The 17909-nt window shown below is 44.6% G+C and carries 16 protein-coding genes and 1 pseudogene; 7 read left to right on the top strand and 10 right to left on the bottom strand.

Annotated elements, in window-relative coordinates; translation table 11 throughout:
• Positions 1-128: 128 nt before the first annotated feature.
• Positions 129-1452, top strand: a pseudogene (locus AC1HDP_RS01400) (IS4 family transposase).
• A gap of 48 nt (positions 1453-1500) precedes the next feature.
• Here AC1HDP_RS01400 and phoU read toward each other — a convergent pair.
• The 4 genes from phoU to AC1HDP_RS01380 form a co-directional block, all read right to left on the bottom strand.
• The gene (gene phoU, locus AC1HDP_RS01395) at positions 1501-2211 is read right to left on the bottom strand and encodes a phosphate signaling complex protein PhoU (RefSeq protein ID WP_479637380.1); all 711 of its coding nucleotides are present in this window, start codon (positions 2209-2211) and stop codon (positions 1501-1503) included.
• Positions 2212-2271: 60 nt separating this feature from the next.
• Complete coding sequence (gene pstB, locus AC1HDP_RS01390; protein WP_140932128.1) at positions 2272-3090, bottom strand: phosphate ABC transporter ATP-binding protein PstB; 819 nt, start codon at positions 3088-3090, stop codon at positions 2272-2274.
• Positions 3091-3154: 64 nt separating this feature from the next.
• Positions 3155-4807, bottom strand: a complete 1653-nt coding sequence (gene pstA, locus AC1HDP_RS01385) for a phosphate ABC transporter permease PstA (protein WP_479637379.1) — start codon at positions 4805-4807, stop codon at positions 3155-3157.
• A 47-nt stretch (positions 4808-4854) separates the two neighbouring features.
• Positions 4855-7107 carry an ABC transporter permease subunit gene (locus tag AC1HDP_RS01380; protein WP_479637378.1) on the bottom strand — a complete coding sequence of 751 codons (2253 nt, stop codon included), beginning with the start codon at positions 7105-7107 and terminating at the stop codon, positions 4855-4857.
• A 151-nt stretch (positions 7108-7258) separates the two neighbouring features.
• Between AC1HDP_RS01380 and AC1HDP_RS01375 the strand changes: the two genes are divergently transcribed.
• On the top strand, positions 7259-7753 hold the full coding sequence (locus tag AC1HDP_RS01375) for a glycine cleavage system transcriptional repressor (protein ID WP_479637377.1): 495 nt from the start codon (positions 7259-7261) through the stop codon (positions 7751-7753).
• 77 nt (positions 7754-7830) lie between these two features.
• Positions 7831-8655 (top strand): DUF2797 domain-containing protein, encoded by an 825-nt coding sequence (locus tag AC1HDP_RS01370; RefSeq protein WP_479637376.1) that lies wholly within the window; start codon positions 7831-7833, stop codon positions 8653-8655.
• Between the two features lie 101 nt (positions 8656-8756).
• Here AC1HDP_RS01370 and AC1HDP_RS01365 read toward each other — a convergent pair whose 3' ends face one another.
• Positions 8757-9212, bottom strand: a complete 456-nt coding sequence (locus AC1HDP_RS01365; RefSeq protein WP_479637375.1) for an N-acetyltransferase family protein — start codon at positions 9210-9212, stop codon at positions 8757-8759.
• A 157-nt stretch (positions 9213-9369) separates the two neighbouring features.
• Here AC1HDP_RS01365 and AC1HDP_RS01360 point away from each other — a divergent pair, with 157 nt between their 5' ends.
• Positions 9370-10299 (top strand): LysR family transcriptional regulator, encoded by a 930-nt coding sequence (locus tag AC1HDP_RS01360; RefSeq protein WP_479637374.1) that lies wholly within the window; start codon positions 9370-9372, stop codon positions 10297-10299.
• 7 nt (positions 10300-10306) lie between these two features.
• Here AC1HDP_RS01360 and AC1HDP_RS01355 read toward each other — a convergent pair whose 3' ends face one another.
• Positions 10307-11353, bottom strand: coding sequence for a YjjW family glycine radical enzyme activase (locus tag AC1HDP_RS01355; RefSeq protein WP_479637373.1), 1047 nt, complete (start codon positions 11351-11353; stop codon positions 10307-10309).
• A 10-nt stretch (positions 11354-11363) separates the two neighbouring features.
• On the bottom strand, positions 11364-12899 hold the full coding sequence (locus AC1HDP_RS01350) for a YjjI family glycine radical enzyme (protein ID WP_479637372.1): 1536 nt from the start codon (positions 12897-12899) through the stop codon (positions 11364-11366).
• Between the two features lie 235 nt (positions 12900-13134).
• Here AC1HDP_RS01350 and AC1HDP_RS01345 point away from each other — a divergent pair, with 235 nt between their 5' ends.
• Positions 13135-13752 carry a peptidylprolyl isomerase gene (locus tag AC1HDP_RS01345; RefSeq protein WP_479637371.1) on the top strand — a complete coding sequence of 206 codons (618 nt, stop codon included), beginning with the start codon at positions 13135-13137 and terminating at the stop codon, positions 13750-13752.
• An 87-nt stretch (positions 13753-13839) separates the two neighbouring features.
• Here the strand turns inward: AC1HDP_RS01345 and AC1HDP_RS01340 are convergent, their stop codons facing one another.
• The 3 genes from AC1HDP_RS01340 to AC1HDP_RS01330 form a co-directional block, all read right to left on the bottom strand.
• Entirely contained in the window at positions 13840-14232 is a 393-nt protein-coding gene (locus AC1HDP_RS01340) for a DUF2541 family protein (protein WP_479637370.1), read from the bottom strand.
• Between the two features lie 502 nt (positions 14233-14734).
• Entirely contained in the window at positions 14735-15037 is a 303-nt protein-coding gene (locus AC1HDP_RS01335) for a YkgJ family cysteine cluster protein (protein WP_479637369.1), read from the bottom strand.
• Between the two features lie 141 nt (positions 15038-15178).
• The gene (locus tag AC1HDP_RS01330) at positions 15179-15595 is read right to left on the bottom strand and encodes a GNAT family N-acetyltransferase (RefSeq protein WP_479637368.1); all 417 of its coding nucleotides are present in this window, start codon (positions 15593-15595) and stop codon (positions 15179-15181) included.
• A gap of 471 nt (positions 15596-16066) precedes the next feature.
• Here AC1HDP_RS01330 and AC1HDP_RS01325 point away from each other — a divergent pair, with 471 nt between their 5' ends.
• Together AC1HDP_RS01325 and AC1HDP_RS01320 are read left to right on the top strand one after the other, a co-directional pair.
• The gene (locus AC1HDP_RS01325; RefSeq protein WP_479637367.1) at positions 16067-17284 is read left to right on the top strand and encodes a hypothetical protein; all 1218 of its coding nucleotides are present in this window, start codon (positions 16067-16069) and stop codon (positions 17282-17284) included.
• The gene (locus AC1HDP_RS01320) at positions 17223-17639 is read left to right on the top strand and encodes a hypothetical protein (protein WP_479637366.1); all 417 of its coding nucleotides are present in this window, start codon (positions 17223-17225) and stop codon (positions 17637-17639) included. The genes AC1HDP_RS01325 and AC1HDP_RS01320 overlap by 62 nt, the downstream gene beginning before the upstream one ends.
• Positions 17640-17909: the final 270 nt, after the last annotated feature.

The following is a 17909-nucleotide window of genomic DNA, read 5'->3' as shown; positions in this document are numbered from 1 at the left end:
CCACTTTTGTTGCCCTTTGATAAACAAAAAAAGCCGCCAAGTGGTAATGCCGATCAGTTAAGACAGATTGCTTGACGATCTCACTGAAAGGATCAAAATCCGATGACCCCATGTCATCGGATTTTTTTATGCAACTTTCAGACGCTTTGGCGCGTACTCATATCAATCGCCATACCGAATTCACCTGTCTGGCCTATGTGCTTGAGCCTGATTTAATTCAGTCGTGCCTTGATTCTCATGGTGTTGCCAGTTTACAGCCACGTAAGTTACTTATGGATGCCATGATTTGGGCGGTGATTGGTATGGCTCTGTTCAGAGGCGAGTCCGTCCGCTCTCTCATCAATAAGCTTGCTATCGTCTTACCTCAAGAAGTGGATTACGTGGCTCGCAGTGCTGTCACGCAAGCGCGCAAGCGGCTGGGCTCTGACGTTGTTCAGGATGTGTTTAAGCGAAGTGCCAAGACCTGGCATGAGAGAGCCGAGCATCCTCATTGGTGTGGACTCAACCTCTACGGTGTCGATGGTGTCGTGTGGCGAACATCTGATAGTGAGCAAAACAATCAGGCCTTTGCCAAAACCGCCAATGCTGCTGGTGATGCTGCTTATCCTCAAATTCGTATGGTTTGCATGATGGAATTAAGCAGCCACTTGGTATTGAACAGTGCCTTTGATTCTGTTGCTGTCAGTGAAATGAATTTAGCCGCCGAACTGATATCCAGCATACCCAATAACAGCCTGACTCTGTTTGACAGAGGCTTCTATTCCTTGGGGCTTTTGCACGCCTGGCAACAGGCTCAACCTAACAGCCACTGGCTGCTGCCGTTGAAGAAAGGCACACAATATGAAGTGGTACGCTCTTTAGGAAAACACGACCAACTGGTGCAGTTAACCACCACAGCTCAAGCCAGAAAGAAATGGTCTATTGCCTGACAATATTGAAGCTCGCTTACTGACGAAGACGGTAAAAGGTAAGTTGGTTTCCATTTTGACCTCATTAACTGACCCCTTACGTTATCCGGGGGCCGAGATAGTGGATTTATATGCCCATCGATGGGAGATAGCAGTGGGCTATCGGGAGATGAAGCAACATCTGCTGGAGAGTCGCTTTACGTTACGCAGTCAATTACCAGAGCTGGTTATCCAAGAATTGTGGGGGGTACTGTTGGCCTATAACCTCATCAGATACAAGATGGTGTTGATGGCTAAAAGCTTACCGTCGTTACATCCGAACCAATTGAGCTTTAGAGATGCGTCGAGTTATATCATTTTAAAACTGACTCAGCTGCCATCTCAAACGCCAGGGAATGTTCCGAGAGATGTCTTGGACATAGTGCGTAATGCGATGCTGTTCAAGCTTGATGGGAAACGGGATAGAGCCTATCCACGTGCGTTAAAAATGAGTAAAAACAAGTATCCCATTAAGCCTAAGAAAAATGCCGTTCACACTAAGTGAACGGCATTACGCCAAGTGGCGACTTTTTGTAGAAATAGCGCGCTTGCCCTAGTTCTTGAGGTCTTTTTCCATATCTTCATAAGAAGTATGACGAACATCTTTGCCTTTGACGTAGTAAATCACGTATTCACAGATGTTTTTACAGCGATCGCCAACACGCTCAACAGCGCGGGCAGCCCACAATACATCTAATACGCCAGGAATGGAGCGCGGATCTTCCATCATATAGGTCATGAGCTGGCGAATAATGCTTTCATATTCAGCGTCAAGCTTGGCATCGCTCTTATGAATTTCAAGGGCGGCTTCAGCGTCCATCCGCGCCAGCGCATCTAAGGTTTGATGCAAGGTGCGCGTGGCATGGCGGCCCATATTTTCAATGCTTACTAGTAATGGCTGCTGATTATTAGTGCGCTTTTCTAAGGCTGCTTTGGCAATCCGCACACAAGCATCACCAATACGCTCTAGATCAGTAATGGTTTTAGAAATGGCAATAATCAGGCGTAAATCACTTGCTGCAGGTTGGCGCTTAGCTATGATGCGAGTGCACTGACTATCTATGTCCACTTCCATGCCATTAATGCGGCGATCGCCTTCAATCACTTGCTGAGCCAATTCCACATTGATGGTGGCTAAGGCATCGAGAGCGAACTCTAACTGGCGCTCAACCATACCGCCCATGGTCAGTACCCGATGGCGAATATCATCTAGTTCAGCATTAAACTGACCAGAAATATGTTTATTAAGATTCATATCTTCCATTGTCACTATCCTTTGCGCTAGTTTACGTGATTTACCTAACCCACCCAAGAATTGCCTCGATTAACCGTATCGTCCTGTGATGTAGTCTTCAGTCTTTTTCAGTTTTGGCGTGGTAAATAAGGTATTGGTATCGCCGTATTCCACCAAATCACCCATATACATAAAGGCGGTTTGATCTGACACCCGCGCCGCTTGCTGCATGTTATGAGTCACTATCACCACAGTGAATTGATTTTTAAGATCTGAAATCAGCTCTTCAATGGTCAAGGTTGAAATTGGGTCAAGGGCCGAGGTTGGCTCATCGAGCAATAACACTTCAGGTTCAATGGCAATGGCGCGCGCTATCACCAGACGCTGCTGCTGACCGCCTGATAACCCAAAGGCGTTTTCGTGCAATCTGTCTTTTACTTCTTCCCACAAGGCTGCGCCTCGAAGTGAACGCTCACACGCTTCATCTAAATCGCGGCGATTATTTATGCCTTGCAGTCTTAAGCCGTACACCACGTTCTCATAAATTGATTTTGGAAATGGATTAGGGCGTTGGAACACCATACCCACGTTGCGGCGCAGCGCAGCCACGTCCACCCCTTTATCATAGATATTTTGGCCATTAAGGTTAATTTTACCTGTGATATGGCAGTTATCGACCAAGTCATTCATGCGGTTAATGCAGCGCAACAAGGTCGACTTACCGCAGCCACTCGGGCCAATAAAGGCGGTGACTTTAGATTTAGGTATTTTCATCGACACATCAATTAACGCCGGCTTATTGCCGTACTTGAGCCCTAAATTAACAATTTCTAGGGCAATATCGGCCGCAGGTAAATTGGCGACATCTAAGCTGTTGGTACTCATAGTACTGGTATCAAGTGCAATCATGTTTTTATTCCTAGTGCTCAGTAGCTAACTAAAACCGAACTAATGCCAAATTAATGCTGCAAAATTAATGCTCTAATGAGCGATATTTTTCACGAAGATGGTTACGTATGCCAATGGCGGTAATGTTCAAGGCCATAATTACCCCCACTAATAAGAATGAGGTGGCATACACTAATGGCCGCGCCGCTTCGACATTGGGGCTTTGGAAGCCCACATCATAAATATGGAAACCTAAGTGCATAAACTTTCTATCTAAATGCACGAATGGGAAGTTCCAATCTAACGGTAAGGTCGGGGCTAATTTCACCACGCCCACCAGCATTAACGGTGCTACTTCACCGGCCGCGCGGGCTACCGCTAAAATCAAACCTGTCATAATGGCTGGGCTTGCCATAGGAATAACAATCCGCCACAAGGTCTCAGCTTTAGTTGCCCCTAAGGCTAAACTGCCTTGGCGCACTGCACTTGGAATGCGCGATAAGCCTTCTTCGGTGGAGACAATAACCACAGGCAAAGTCAAAATGGCCAAGGTTAATGCTGACCATAGCACGCCTGGCGATCCAAAGGTCGGCGCTGGCAATGCTTCAGGGTAAAACAATTGGTCGATAGAGCCACCCATCATGTATACAAAGAAGCCTAAACCAAACACACCGTACACAATCGAAGGCACGCCGGCTAAGTTAATCACGGCAATGCGGATCATCTTAGTGATAGGGCCTTTTTTGGCATACTCGTGCAAGTACACGGCGGCGATAACCCCAAATGGCGTCACTATCACGGCCATTAACATCACCATGAATACGGTACCGAATATGGCTGGGAATACCCCGCCCTCGGTATTGGCTTCGCGCGGGTCATCCACTACAAAGCCTGCCATAGCACTTAGCCAATGGGTGATCTTTTGGCCGAAATGTAAATCGTTAGGGTAAGAGATAGCGAGCACTTGGCTTAGGTTTAAGCGCACGTCTTGACCGCGCATATCTTTAACCACCACGCTATCACGCTCAGCTTGCTTGCGATAATCAAACAAGGTTTGCTCTAACACCTGATAATCGCTATTAAGCACATCGATTTGCGCTTTAATTTCCAGCTTAGCGGCGTCCGTTAACTCACCATCAAGCTGCAATTTACGTTGCTTTAAGCGTAAACGCTCAAGTTCATGGTTAATGGCGCCAATATCACGTTTTTGCAGCGTAAGTGCTTGCTCACTTAACTCAAGGGCTCTGCCCACATGCTCACTTAGGCTTAAGGCTAAGTTAGAGGTGGTTAGCGCTTCACCATCCACTAACACCGACTGTGGATAGCCATAAAAATTACCATTTTTAGCACGCTCAAAAATCGCAATATCTTTCGGCTCAGAGCGGCTAACTATGTCAGTTGCCAGTACCCAGCGAAAATCTAAACCTACGATTTCACGGTTACCGGTTTTAATTAAATAGCGCGTAATAAACTCATCTGGCGGCGTCGAAAACTCATAACCTGAGGCAATTAAGCGCTCGCTTGGCACTTGCTCTTGGTCATAAATTTGGCCGATTAAACTTGAGCTATTGCCTTGGCTATCTTGCAATTGCCATTCGTATACTGTGGTCGGCCAAAAGAAACTTAAGCCGCGCCATGAAATTAATAACAGCAATCCCAGCACAGAAATTAGGCTTAAGCTAACTGCCCCGCCTGTCATCCAAATCCAAGGTGAGCCGGATTTAAACCAGTTACCCATTGTGACTCCCGCTAATCATTATTTTAATCAATTTAAGTTATTGGCGATTACAGTGAGCTATAACGTTCACGTAAGCGCTGGCGCACCAATTCTGCAATAGTGTTGAAGAAGAAGGTGAATATAAACAATACAAATGCTGCTAAGAACAATACCCGGTAATGAGTACTGCCAATGGCCGACTCTGGCATTTCTACCGCAATGTTGGCCGATAAGCTGCGCATACCTTCAAGCACGCTCCACTCCATAATCGGGGTATTACCTGTGGCCATAAGTACAATCATGGTTTCCCCCACAGCGCGACCTAACCCCATCATTACCGCCGAAAATATGCCTGGACTTGCGGTTAATAACACCACCCGCGTTAAGGTTTGCCACTGAGTAGCTCCTAAGGCTAATGAGCCGTTAGATAAATGGCGTGGCACCGAGAAAATCGCATCTTCAGCAATCGAATAAATGGTTGGGATCACCGCAAAACCCATGGCGATACCGACAACTAAGGCGTTACGTTGATCAAAGGTGATACCTAAATCATTGGTAATAAACATGCGGGTATTACCATTAAACAGCCATAGCTCCACCAATGGGCTTAGACTAAAGCAGCCATAGGCCACTAACACCAAAATCGGTATCAATAACAGTTCGCGATAAGTATCAGGCACCACTTCTTTAAATTTGGCTGGGGTTAAGAACCATAAAAAGGCGCTGATAATAATGCTTAACGGCAGCAAGATAATTAAGGCCACTACCGCCGGCAGGTTGTTTTCAATCAAAGGCGCAAGCCATAATCCCGCTAAGAAACCTAAGATCACTGTGGGCAGGGCTTCCATGATTTCAATGGTCGGCTTAACTATGCCGCGCACTTTGGCTGACATAAAGTAAGCGGTATACACAGCCGCGCCGATGGCGATTGGTATGGCAAATAACAGCGCGTACATGGCCGCTTTCATGGTACCGAACACTAGCGGCATTAAGCTTAACTTGGCTTCAAAATCATCTGAGCCTGAGGTCGATTGCCACACATATTTGGGTTCAGGGTAGCCTTCATACCAGACTTTGCTCCATAACGAGCTCCAAGAAACCTCAGGGTGTGAGTTTTCAACCTTAAACAGGTGCAGTCTATTGTTAGCATCCACCACTAAGGCATTTGAGCGCGGGCTAAAGCCCATGCTGTTGACTGTACCTAAATCATAATACTCATCAAATAATTGCCGCTGACTGGTGGTGTAGAGCAGTGACAGTTCACCTTTATCAGTAATAGCCACAAAGCTCTTACGATAAAATTCTGCGGCCATGTGGGTAACACCAGACTCCAATCTAAAGTCACGTATCCACTCATATAAGCGCCCTTTGGGACTTAATACTTGGAAGTATTGATTAATCACGCCATCGCTATAAGCCACCAGCACTGAGCTGGCACCGGCTAATAAGTTAATATCGGTGATCTTATGATTAGCACGTTTTAAATCAACGACTTGAGATAAATTCACTTCATCTTCGTAGCGAATGTCGTAAATATATAGCTTGTTACCTGAATGCAGGAATAACTGGCGCTGATCTGGGGTCATCAACATTTCTTGCACGTTTTTAGGCGCTTCTGGCAGCGCAACGCTAGTTTGCGTCCATTCCACCTCTTCGGTCATGCGGTTTTCTTCACCTACCACCCGCGCTAGCCACCACTGCTGCTTAGCGTCTTGATAGGTAAAGCTCATTTTCTTTGAGTTAGCAGCAAACGCTAAACGATTAACGCTTTCACCCGTCATTAATTGTACTGGCGCTATCGGGTATCTGACCTTAGGCGTGACTAAACGCACATTGCCTGGATAACTCACACCAAAATCAATCTGACCAATCACGACTTGGCCATTATCTAAACCTAATGCAAAGCGCTTAGTCTCAGGAGTTGATACCGCTATGCTAGTGATTTGGGTATTGGCAGGCAGGGGCGGAGTCGTGGTTTCAATCACACTGCCATCTAACGTACGGAAAAACTCCACTTGGCCAGTATCGGCTAAGCGGAACAAGACTTCATTTTGCTCGTCACTCCCCACCAGCACACTCTTGTTATCCGTTAACTGATAGGGAATGTTTTTTTGCAGGCTGACATCCGCGCCATCAAAAATGGGCTTAATCACATACAGCAAATAGAAAAATATCAGTAATAGCGCTACAAACACTAACACGCCACCTAAGGTAACGCTGGCCTCAGTAAGTTTATCTTTAATGAGACGACTCTTAGCACCTCGAGTGCTATTTAAGATGTTTTTAGGGGGTTTCATCAGTGGACTTGGATGGCTGTCCATGTAGTACCTCTATTATTTATTGCTTGTACGAGTATTGAGAACCAAAACTGTGATGTGTTATCACTAGACTCAAATGCCAATAACCTTATTGACGGCATTATATGACGCTAATATGACAATCATGTTACTAAGACAATATAAGGACATTCCCATGGCAAGATATTTGTTAACGCTGCAAGTTCCCGATAGAACGGGTCTGGTTGAACTCATCGCTAGCGACATTAGCCGCCACCATGGCACTTGGCTCGACTCGCAGTTAATCCATCTCGACGGCATATTTGCCGCCATCATTCAGATTGCCGCTCCAGAAGATCAAATTGATACTCTGATTGAAAATATCGAATGTATCGATGGTCTGAGTCTACAGTATCAAAAGCTTGGGCAAACTCAGGTCAATCATAGTGTCAATTGGGAAATCGTGGCCTACGATAGAATCGGTTTAGTTAGAGATATTGCTAATATAATCAGCTCACTAAATATTAACATTGAATATTTCGCGAGCCAACTGGACCATGCCGAACACACAGGCGTCCCCTTATTTAGGGCGCAGTTGAGCCTTGCCAATTTGACTGAAACTAAGGCCAAGGCCTTAATGGATAGTCTTTACCAACTTGGTGACGACGTAGTGATAGATAAAATCGATTAGAACCTACCAGTCTGCCCAAGCGATTCCTGATACAATGACGCGTTAATTCGCGCTTTTTTTATGACAAGGAAATAAATATGCAAGGCACATTGGTAAAGATGCGCACTCACCTCGATGCAGACAATGGAGTGCAGTACCACTTGCCGGTCGGAGATCAATCATTACACCTCAACCCTGTGATCGGCAAAACTTTGACCTTGAATTTCAGCGGTCAGATTTTCTGTTGCCATTGCGGTAAAAAGACCAAAAAAAGTTATGCGCAAGGCCATTGTTATCCTTGTATGCAAAAACTGGCCAGTTGCGACATGTGTATTATGAAGCCCGAAACTTGTCACTATGATCAAGGCACTTGCCGCGAGCCTGAATGGGGCCAGAAAAACTGCTACACCCCGCATTATGTCTATTTGGCCAATACCTCAGGGTTAAAAGTCGGCATTACTCGCCATACGCAAATCCCGACTCGCTGGCTAGATCAAGGCGCTACCCAAGGACTACCGATTTTAAAAGTCGCAAACCGCCAATTATCTGGGTTAGTGGAAGTGGAATTGGCAAAATTAGTCAATGATAAGACCCATTGGCAAGCCATGCTTAAGGGCAATGCTGAAGATTTAGATTTAGCCGCGCAGGCAACATTGTTACTGCCGCACATTGAAGCGCGCTTACAATCTCTGTTAGCAGAGCAAGGCCCAGATAGCATTGAAGTCTTGCATCAAGCAACTCAAGCCATTGATTTCCCAGTGACAGTATTCCCAACTAAAGTGAAATCATTTAACGCGGATAAGCAGCCGTTAATCAGCGGCGTATTAATGGGGATTAAGGGGCAGTATTTACTGTTTGATACTGGCGTCATCAATATCCGTAAATACACTGGCTATGACGTGCACGTATCAGTTTCTGAATAAGCCAAGGGGCTAATGCTATTTTCTTTTGGGCTTGTGGCCGAGTACCAATGAACGAAAACACAAGCGCTGCGATTAACCGCAGCGCTTTTTTACAATGACTCTTAGCTTTTATGGCAACTGTAACCGTAAAAATCATCCAAGGAGCGATGAAAACCCAATGACTCATATAAGGCTTGCCCTATGACATTGGTTTTACCGGTTAATAAATCCACTCGCCCAGCGCCAGCCGTAAAGCTGTAATCACACGCAGCTTGCATCAACTGCCGAGCAATGCCTTGCTGACGAGCATGTTCAGCCACAAACAAGTCATACAAGATAACTATTTTAATGGCTTCTACTGAACAAAAACTCCAATACAACTGAGTGAACCCAAGTAATATATCCCCTTGGCTGGCAACAAAAATCACTGACTCGCCACTCGTTAAACGCTTACCAATAAAGTCTTCGGCCAAGGCTAAATCCGGCGGGCACTCATAAAATTGGCGATAAGCATCAAACAAGGACGCAATTGCCTTAATATCTTGGGAAACAGCACGACGGATAGTAATAGTCATCATTCACCTGCGCTTAGCTGAGTTAACAGTAACACCCAAAGAAATGGCGACCATGTGAGACTCGCCTCTTATAACAACCAAATATAGCGCTAATACCAGTGAATACCAGCCAATCCCTAAGGGATTAGGTATACTGCATTTTTTGTCAGTTAGATTGCCCATGAACACGCTGCAACTTTCACGTATTAACCTTAAACACTTGACCGTATTGCAAGTGTTACTGCAAACCATGAGCGTCACTAAAGCGGCTGAAAACTTATGTTTAAGCCCATCGACTGTCAGTAAAACCTTGGCGCAATTACGCTTATTGTTAGGCGATGAGCTGTTTTTTCGTGAAGGCAATAAGCTTACCGCCACCCCAATCGCCTTAACACTCGCCCCCGCCCTGCACTCAGTATTAAGCAGCATGCAAGGTTTGTTGCAGCAACAAACCTTTGAACCCGCAAGCTTCCAAGGTTCATTTCGCATTGCTATGCGTGAAAGCAGTGTGGAGTTATTTGCCAATGCCTTATGTCAGCATTTATTGGCTCATTGCCCGCAGGCGCAATTGACCTTGTACTCCAAAGAGCAGTACGGCATAGATGCCTTACTCAAAGGCTTAGTGGATGTCGTGATTTTACCCCACGATGTAAGTCAGCCGCCGACCCGTCATGATGACTTATTATGGCAACCGCTAATGACTGATGAAATGGTGTGTTTGATGGCCGCCAATCATCCGCTGGCGGAACTTGATGCAATAACTACGGCGGATTATCTTAATTTTCGCCATATTGGCATTAATGATACTGAGCTAAATCAACCCTATTTTGAATTACTGCTAGCGCAGCAATTTAGGCCGCGGGATATGGCATTAACTGTGGCGGATTTTGGTAGCGCGGCCTCCATGTGTCAGCACAGTCAGTTACTTTTTACTTGCTCTAAAGTCTGGGCTAGCCGCGCCTTACAGGCTAAAGCCTTAGTGCAAAAGACCTTACCCTTTGATTATGGTAAGGTCGCTTTTAGCTTAGTCTGGCACCCGCAAAGCTTAAACAACCCAGCGATTAAGTGGCTGCAACAGCAGCTAATTAGTGAGCTGAGTGAAACTCTTTAACGCCCATTTAGCCCATAAAGGGCATAGCTATATCGCGCCCTGAGTGCGCAATTAAGCCTTGCCTAAATTCAGCCATCTGCGCCTTAGTGCATTCAGGCCAAGTGGCGGCGCTGCCACGCACGCCGTGACGCCTAAAACCATTTAAGCGAATAATGATGTCTGGGGGTAAAGCGGCGAGCCACTGTCCGACGTCACTGAACCAGTGCTCAAAATCACTATGTGCTGGAATATGCAGTAACCGCACTTCCGCCAGTTTGTTGGCCGCGGCTAAACAAGCAATGCTTGCAAACACTTGGCGATGACTCCGCCCTGTGAGGGTTTTATGCACGCTTTCATCCCACGCCTTAACATCCACCATAGCGCCGTCAAGATATGGCATTAATTGCTGCCAACCACTCATGGCTAAATGGCCATTAGTATCTATGTAGCAACTTAAATGCGCCAAACTGTCATAACTTTTTATCGCCTTAAATAGCGCCACTACAAAATCAAGCTGCATACTGGCTTCACCGCCACTGACAGTCACGCCACTTAAAAAGGCGGCGCGCGGCAATAACAATTCAAGCAATTGCGCTACCGTATGACGGCTGATTTTCGGGCTTGATTGATAACTGCAAACCTCTAGGCACTTGTCGCAATTGATACATAACTCAGGTTGCCACAGCACTTTTGGTTTTTGAGCAGCTTCTGGAATAACTTCTTGAGCAGGCTTGTGAGTTGTTGTGGCCGTCCTATCAGTCTTGCCAGCGTTTTCATTAACGCCACGGGCAAAACTTAAGGCACCTGTGGGGCAAGTTGCCACACAATCACCGCAATGATTACAATTTTTAATGGTGTGCGGGTTATGACAAGAACCGCAATTAAAATTGCAGCCTTGCAAAAAGATCACCATCCGATTACCCGGACCATCAACACAAGAAAAAGGTAAGATGCGGCTCACATTGGCCACTAACTCAGCGCCGGACTCAGCGCCTAAGCCAGCTTCAGCCCTTGCCTCAACCACAAGTGGCCGAGTGTCATCCGTCAACGCTACTAACGCAATACGCTCGGCCATCATCAGTCCCTTACTTAGCAGCAGCCATAAATAATGGTGACATTTCTTGGCTTACTACTCTTGGAGCGCGGTTTAACACTTTGGTTTTATCAGCCGCTTCTGCGCCTAAAAAGGTAGTGTTAGTGCGTGATCCTTGCTCTTGATAAGTGGCGATATCAGACAGTTTCACCATGTAGCCTGTGATCCGCACTAAATCGTTACTGGCAACGTTAGCGGTAAACTCGCGGTAACCATTGGCAAAGGCACCTAAACATAAGTCTTTTAAGGCGGCGGGATTGGCTTTAATGGTGGCATCGATAGTCAGAATATCACTAATGCCAGAAGGGTAGTATTTATGCTGCGGCGCAGTGGCTAGCACATAGCTCACAGGATCTGGCTCATGGCCATAAGCAATGCGCACCCCAGGCGTCACATCAATATCTAAGCTAATGCCGCCTTGGGCATGCAATAACGCGCGCCCTTGCCATGCAAATTGTGCTTCTGTATTGGTGACTATGTCATGCAGGCGCGCTGATATCTCAAGTGCGAGTTTATTGGCGTTATCATCATGGCCATATCTGGCATCATTGCCTTCAAGGCTAAGCAAGGCGCTAACCGCTTCAGCCATGCCATAAATGCCGAACATAGGTACAAATCGGTCTTCTGCGATCAGACCTTCTGTCACTAAAAAGCTATTAAAGAAGCCTGATTTTTCATGTAAATAAGCGCTTCGTGCCGCCATTAAGCTAAACACCCGCTCACTGTAATCCGGTAACAGATTAGTAAAGAAGTCATCGCGACTCGTGGCAAGCAAAGCCAATTCTTTAAGATTCAAACGCACTAAGGTATTGGCGCCGCCAGCCAGTGGCAGTGCGTTATAACAGCTGACAATACCAAAACGGCCTTCACCAAACACTTGGTTATGCATTGGGGTGTTAGCGATATGCGGCTTACTGCATTCGGCAATATTGGCGCAGGCTTGCAACAGTAAATCGTCAGGCGTCACTTGCTGGTCATAATAGAAGGTCAAGTTAGGCGCTATCTGCTTAAGCTCAGCATCTATGGTTAAAATAGTGCGGCATACCAAGTTATCGCTCGGGCCAATATTCACATGCATAAAGGCATCGGGCAGAGTTCTATCTAGCATTATCCAAAAACGGCGTAACTTGGTGTATACCTGCTCAGCTGTTAACTCGCCCACATACGGCATTAATAAGCTATCTAAGTGACCCAAAAATACTGGAATGCCAGTGACTGACGGCACATGGTGATAAATGATGGTAAGCAGATTGATGGCATCATCAAAATCTGTCGCTGGCGCTAACTCTAAGTATTCAGAGCCTTGGGTTAACAGCACTTGATAATCTGGCAATACATACCTTGGTTTAAACGGCGCATTGCCTTCAAACATATCGCAAATGACCCCAGCGCTCATGGCCGCTAGCACCTTTTGGTCATCACAAGGATAAGGCATCATGCCTTCAGCTTCTAACGCCAACCACTGAGATTTTTGTTTAGCGGATAAATTAGCATTAGTGATAATTTTTTCGATATTAGCCTGAGTCATGAGAGTTACCCTTATTAATAGTGCGGGTATATTAACTAGGCTGGCGTCTAGCCACTATTGAAAAAACACTTAATGCTGATTTCCATTTTGGAAATCGCAGCACCAATTGTTACATCCAGATGTGACACTTTGTATTTATGTAACATTTAACTTGTCTATGAGTATTTTTCAGCCTATTGTGCGGCCATAGTCTTAGCCACTTGGCTATTGATCCCTTCATCAATAAGGACATTGCATGTTAAAGCCGGTTGTTGGTCTGGGTTTATTGTTGACTTTGACTGCTTGTGATAGCGATATTTTTACCACCTTCCCGCCCGTGGACCCAGACCCTACCCCGCCGACCATGGCGCAAGATAAATGCTACACAATTAGCACTAACTTAGGCGCCATTGCTATTGCCGTAGATATGACCAATACCCCAGTGACAGGTAAAAACTTCGCTCGGTATGTGGATGATGGCTTTTATAACGGCACCATTTTCCATCGGGTGATTTATAACTTTATGAGCCAAGCAGGGGGTTATACCAAGGACTTAGTGGCTAAACCCACCCGCACGCCCATTATCAATGAAGCTAAGGTTGGATTTCATAATCTACGTGGCACCCTTGCTATGGCGCGTTTTGATAATTCCCCCAACTCTGCTGACTCGCAATTTTTTATTAATGCGCTAGATAATCCGCAGCTTGATGCCAGTGCGAGTTCTGCAGGCTACGCCGTCTTTGGCCAAGTGATTGCCGGCATGGATGTGGTTGATCAAATCAATATAGTGCGCACGACTACTGTGGGTGCCTTTACGGACGTACCTGTTACTCACATAGTGATTTCAAACATCAGCCCACGCAGCTGCAGATAAAAAAACGCCTAACTTTATTGGAGTTAGGCGTTTTTTAGTATTTGTAAAGCAAGGTGTTAACCAAGAGCAAGCGTTAGCTTGGCTGAGTTATTTACGGCCATAGACTTTAACGCCAGCCTTAGAGCCTTCTGAATTACCAAACACTTCCAGCTTATCAACGCAGCGCTTATAGCCAAATTTGCGCCAATCTGTGGTTTCATCTTTCTTTAAGTGGCGGTTGAACTTAATGGTTTTAGTTTTGCCATTGTTAAAGGTCACCACGACTTTCTCTAACTCTAAATCACGCTCGGCTTTCACTTTAATGGCATCGCTTCGACGGCAGGCCAGTAAAGGGATTTCTGCGCCTTGAGCGCCAATACCCAGCAAAATAGTGCGACCTAAAGTGATTTGCTCATCCGCCAGCGCCTGTTGTGGCAGCGCCATTGCGCTTGCGGCTAACAGCAGCACAGTGCTTAACGAGACTTGTGATAATTTTTTCATGTTAACGACCTAAAAATTGGCGGCGCCATTTACGATACTGCGCCTAATGCGCCATATTCCATGGCCTAATTAAACTTAATTGCTAAAGATTATTGGGGAATAACGCCCGCCCTTCAGCAACAAATGGTCGGCAAGTGTACAGCATTTGCGCGCAATTACTTACTAATAAAGCCCGAAAACTTGAATTTGGCCACACACTGAATTGTCTACGCTTTGAGCATTAAGGTTTGCGTGCCCCAAAATAAGCCGCCGTGTTACGGCGTAGCCATGAGCCAATCCGCTGAGTGTAAGACATCAAACCACCACTCACGCCGTACAAACCTCAGCCATCAGCTAGGATTTATCTATAGCCATCAAACATCAGCACATAAGTTATACGCCGCCAAACAGTAGGAGCATCCCCATGATGGCACTTATGATAGCAAGGGGCGACTCAGTACCGCGACTGCCGCGCCTTGCTATTGATATAGTTATAGATATTAATTTTGAACTGTTTGCCGACTTAACTCGGCAAACAGTTAGCCTCAACTCTCACATCGTGGCAATCATAAGAGCCCATTTCAAACTCACGACAAATCCAAGGCCGATTTTCATAAATGGTGCACATAAAGGTTTCGCGATCTAACGCCGAGCACCAACCATCGTCTAAACGTAACATGGTCTCACCGCCCCATTTATCGGTCGCTATGTGCTGCTCGGGGACGCCAGTGTCAGTAATTATCATAACTTCTAAGCGGCAGCAGCAAGCCTGACAGTTGGAGCAAGTAAGTTCAGTGTGGGTTACATCGGTAATGGGAATAGTCATATCTGTCTTCAATCAACGCAGTGGTAGCATAGTACTCCACTTTAGGCTAATTTACCCCTATTGATGACCGACTAAATTTAAGCGGTGCATATTAATACACTGCCAGTAAGTAGCTAGTACTCGCCATAAAGGCTGCTGTGGTTATTTAAGCTCATTCGCGTTAGCCATCACCCATGCGCTGCCGTGCTGGGTAAAACCTATCTTGGGATAATATTCAGTGGCTTGAGGGGCAGAGAGTAACGTTAAAGTACAGGTCGGCTGCAAGTTGGCAAATGTCTGGCGAATTAATTCTTTACCTATGCCGCTTGCCTGAATGCGTTCTGATACTACTAATTCTGATAAATAGCAGCAGAAATGAAAATCGGTCACGCTGCGGGCAAGCCCCACCAAAGTGTTGCCAATCCATGCTGATATCAATAAATCCGCATGTTCTAGCATACCGGCCATGCACTCACGATTAGCCGTAGGTCGTCTGCCGCCTAAGGTTGTCTGCTCTAATAACGCCACAAATTGCTCCGGCGTAATTGGGCGATTGACACAATAAGTCACATCCATCATTAAGCATTCCTTGTTAGTTCTTTGGTTTTTTTGCGCTAATTTTATTGTTTTTGGTTTATAGCTAACTAGCTAAAAAACCACGCTAAAAAACTTATAAACCGACAAGGCGCCCTACATCAAGTCGCTTGCAGCATTTGTTAGATGTAAGCTGTAAATTTGCATGATTAAATGGCGATAACGGTGCAACTCATCGCCTGCAGCGGGCTACTGTGTTGTCAATTTCTCGACCCGCCGCAAGCACATCCATGTGGGCTCAACTACAACATCCCTGTTGTCGATGGTCTCGAACTCGACAACACAATATCGGATCCAACCGTTCATTATAGTGGTTAACTTTACCGACAAATTTCTGAATTAGATTAATACATTTTGGAGAGTTAATACGTTATCTTATTAATATTATTTGATTTTATACAATTAGCGGATAGAATAAATTTATTTGTTAGGTCAAAAATTCATAGGTTGTAGTGGATGGTTCAAAACCATAAAAGACATAATTTCCCTATTAAAACTAGAAATCAATTAAAAGATAATGTTGCATGTTTTTGCTCAAAACCTGACTGTCGAGTTCTTACTGTAGCCTCAAAATTTAATGGGATCTCTTCATCAAAAGTAGGAGTCGCAGCTCATATATGTGCTGCAGCACCAGGCGGACCTCGTTACAAGTCAGAACAAACAGAAGCAGAAAGAAAACATTATGACAATGGTATTTGGCTTTGTAGTACGTGTTCTAGGCTCATTGATGTTGATGAGGAGTCTTATTCTGAAGAGTTGTTAAATGCCTGGAAAGAACAAGCCTTAAATTACGCTAGAGATAATATTGGTAAGCAACTACTTCCTCAGAATGAAATTGAATCAAGGGCTATAAAAACCACTTTAGATTATGTCACTGGTAAAGACCCTATTCACTCTGCGAGTCTACCATCGCAGATAATTGGATTTATTGACGATCACCTTAATCAATTAGATCATAGATTTTCTGTTCAAACTGATGTTATCAATGGTGCTATACGTCGACAAATAATTCCTTTAACAAGTGATGCCAGCGTTTCTATATCGATGAGCCGAGCTGACAGCGAAGTATTTCAGGCTAATTTAGATCTAATGAGAGAAACAGGTAAGCCAGTAAAATTATCAAACAATATTTTCAAGTTTACTGGTTCGAAATTATTCGAGGCATTAGGCAATGATAACCGTGGAAATAAAGAACTAGTTATTAAGCCTAGTTATAAAAAAATAATGATCGACCTGTATGCAACATCCTCGTCCCATCAAATTTTTCTAGGCAGCTTTAAAGGTAAGCAAACCCTTTTAAAAAACGGGTTTAAATTTGAAGCTTTTGCATTCAATAAGTTGATTAAAATAGCATATTTCCACAACTGCACTGACATAAAATCACCAGAAACAAGATGCCAATTTACCATTGATACATCTTCATGGATAGGAAAGGATTTTGACAGTCTACCATTTTTAAATAAGCTATTAATGGCTAAAGATACCCTGCAAAACGGAGGAGGATTAACTATTGGTTTAGAATTAGACGAAGGTAAAACCATTGGTCCGTTGCAACTTGTAGAAAACAATGAATCAGAGTTAGAGCATTTAAAAGAATTTGGCAATATTATCCATGTTATTGAGTGCTATAAAAAAATCGCAAAAAAAATATCACTTACCTGCTCCTATTTATGATTACTTTGAAATATCAGCAGACGATTACGATTCATTAACCTACGCTTCAAACTTGCTCAATGAAGAAAAAGTTTCAATAGGTGAAAATATTAAATCATTTGGAATAACTACCAATTTAAGTACATATAATGAAATATTAAAAAGCAAAGAAAAAGGCAACTCAAATCTATTACGCTTTTGCAACGAAAACATTGTACCTAATCTATTCGGGTTTGATCTTAAATCATTAAAGCTTAAACGCATTTACTTTGACATGGATATAGATACAAAAATAGACGGTGAGATAGTTAAATTAAACTTTAAACCTAATGCAAACTCTAAATCAGTTTCCTGTCTATCAACCACTGATGATTAACCAGGGCGAAAGCATGAGTTGAATTAATGTTAACTTTCACAGGCCGTTAACCGTGGGATAGTTGTTTTAAGGTGCTTTTCTTTTATCCCTGTTTGTTTCTTGACCGCATAAATCTGGACTTAAGCAGCTTAATTCTTAGTGAGTTAACAAAGGTAGTGGTTTCAGTTTACAAATAATCTACTCATGCGGTTGCCCTGGATGATTAACCGATATTAAGCGCTGGCATGAAAGTGACCGTTGGCGGCATGGATGCCGCCATCGAGCATACAA

The organism is Shewanella sp. ISS20, assembly GCF_056522965.1.
The sequence above is the reverse complement of the archived record's forward strand: the minus strand, read 5'-3'. Positions and strand labels throughout refer to the sequence as shown.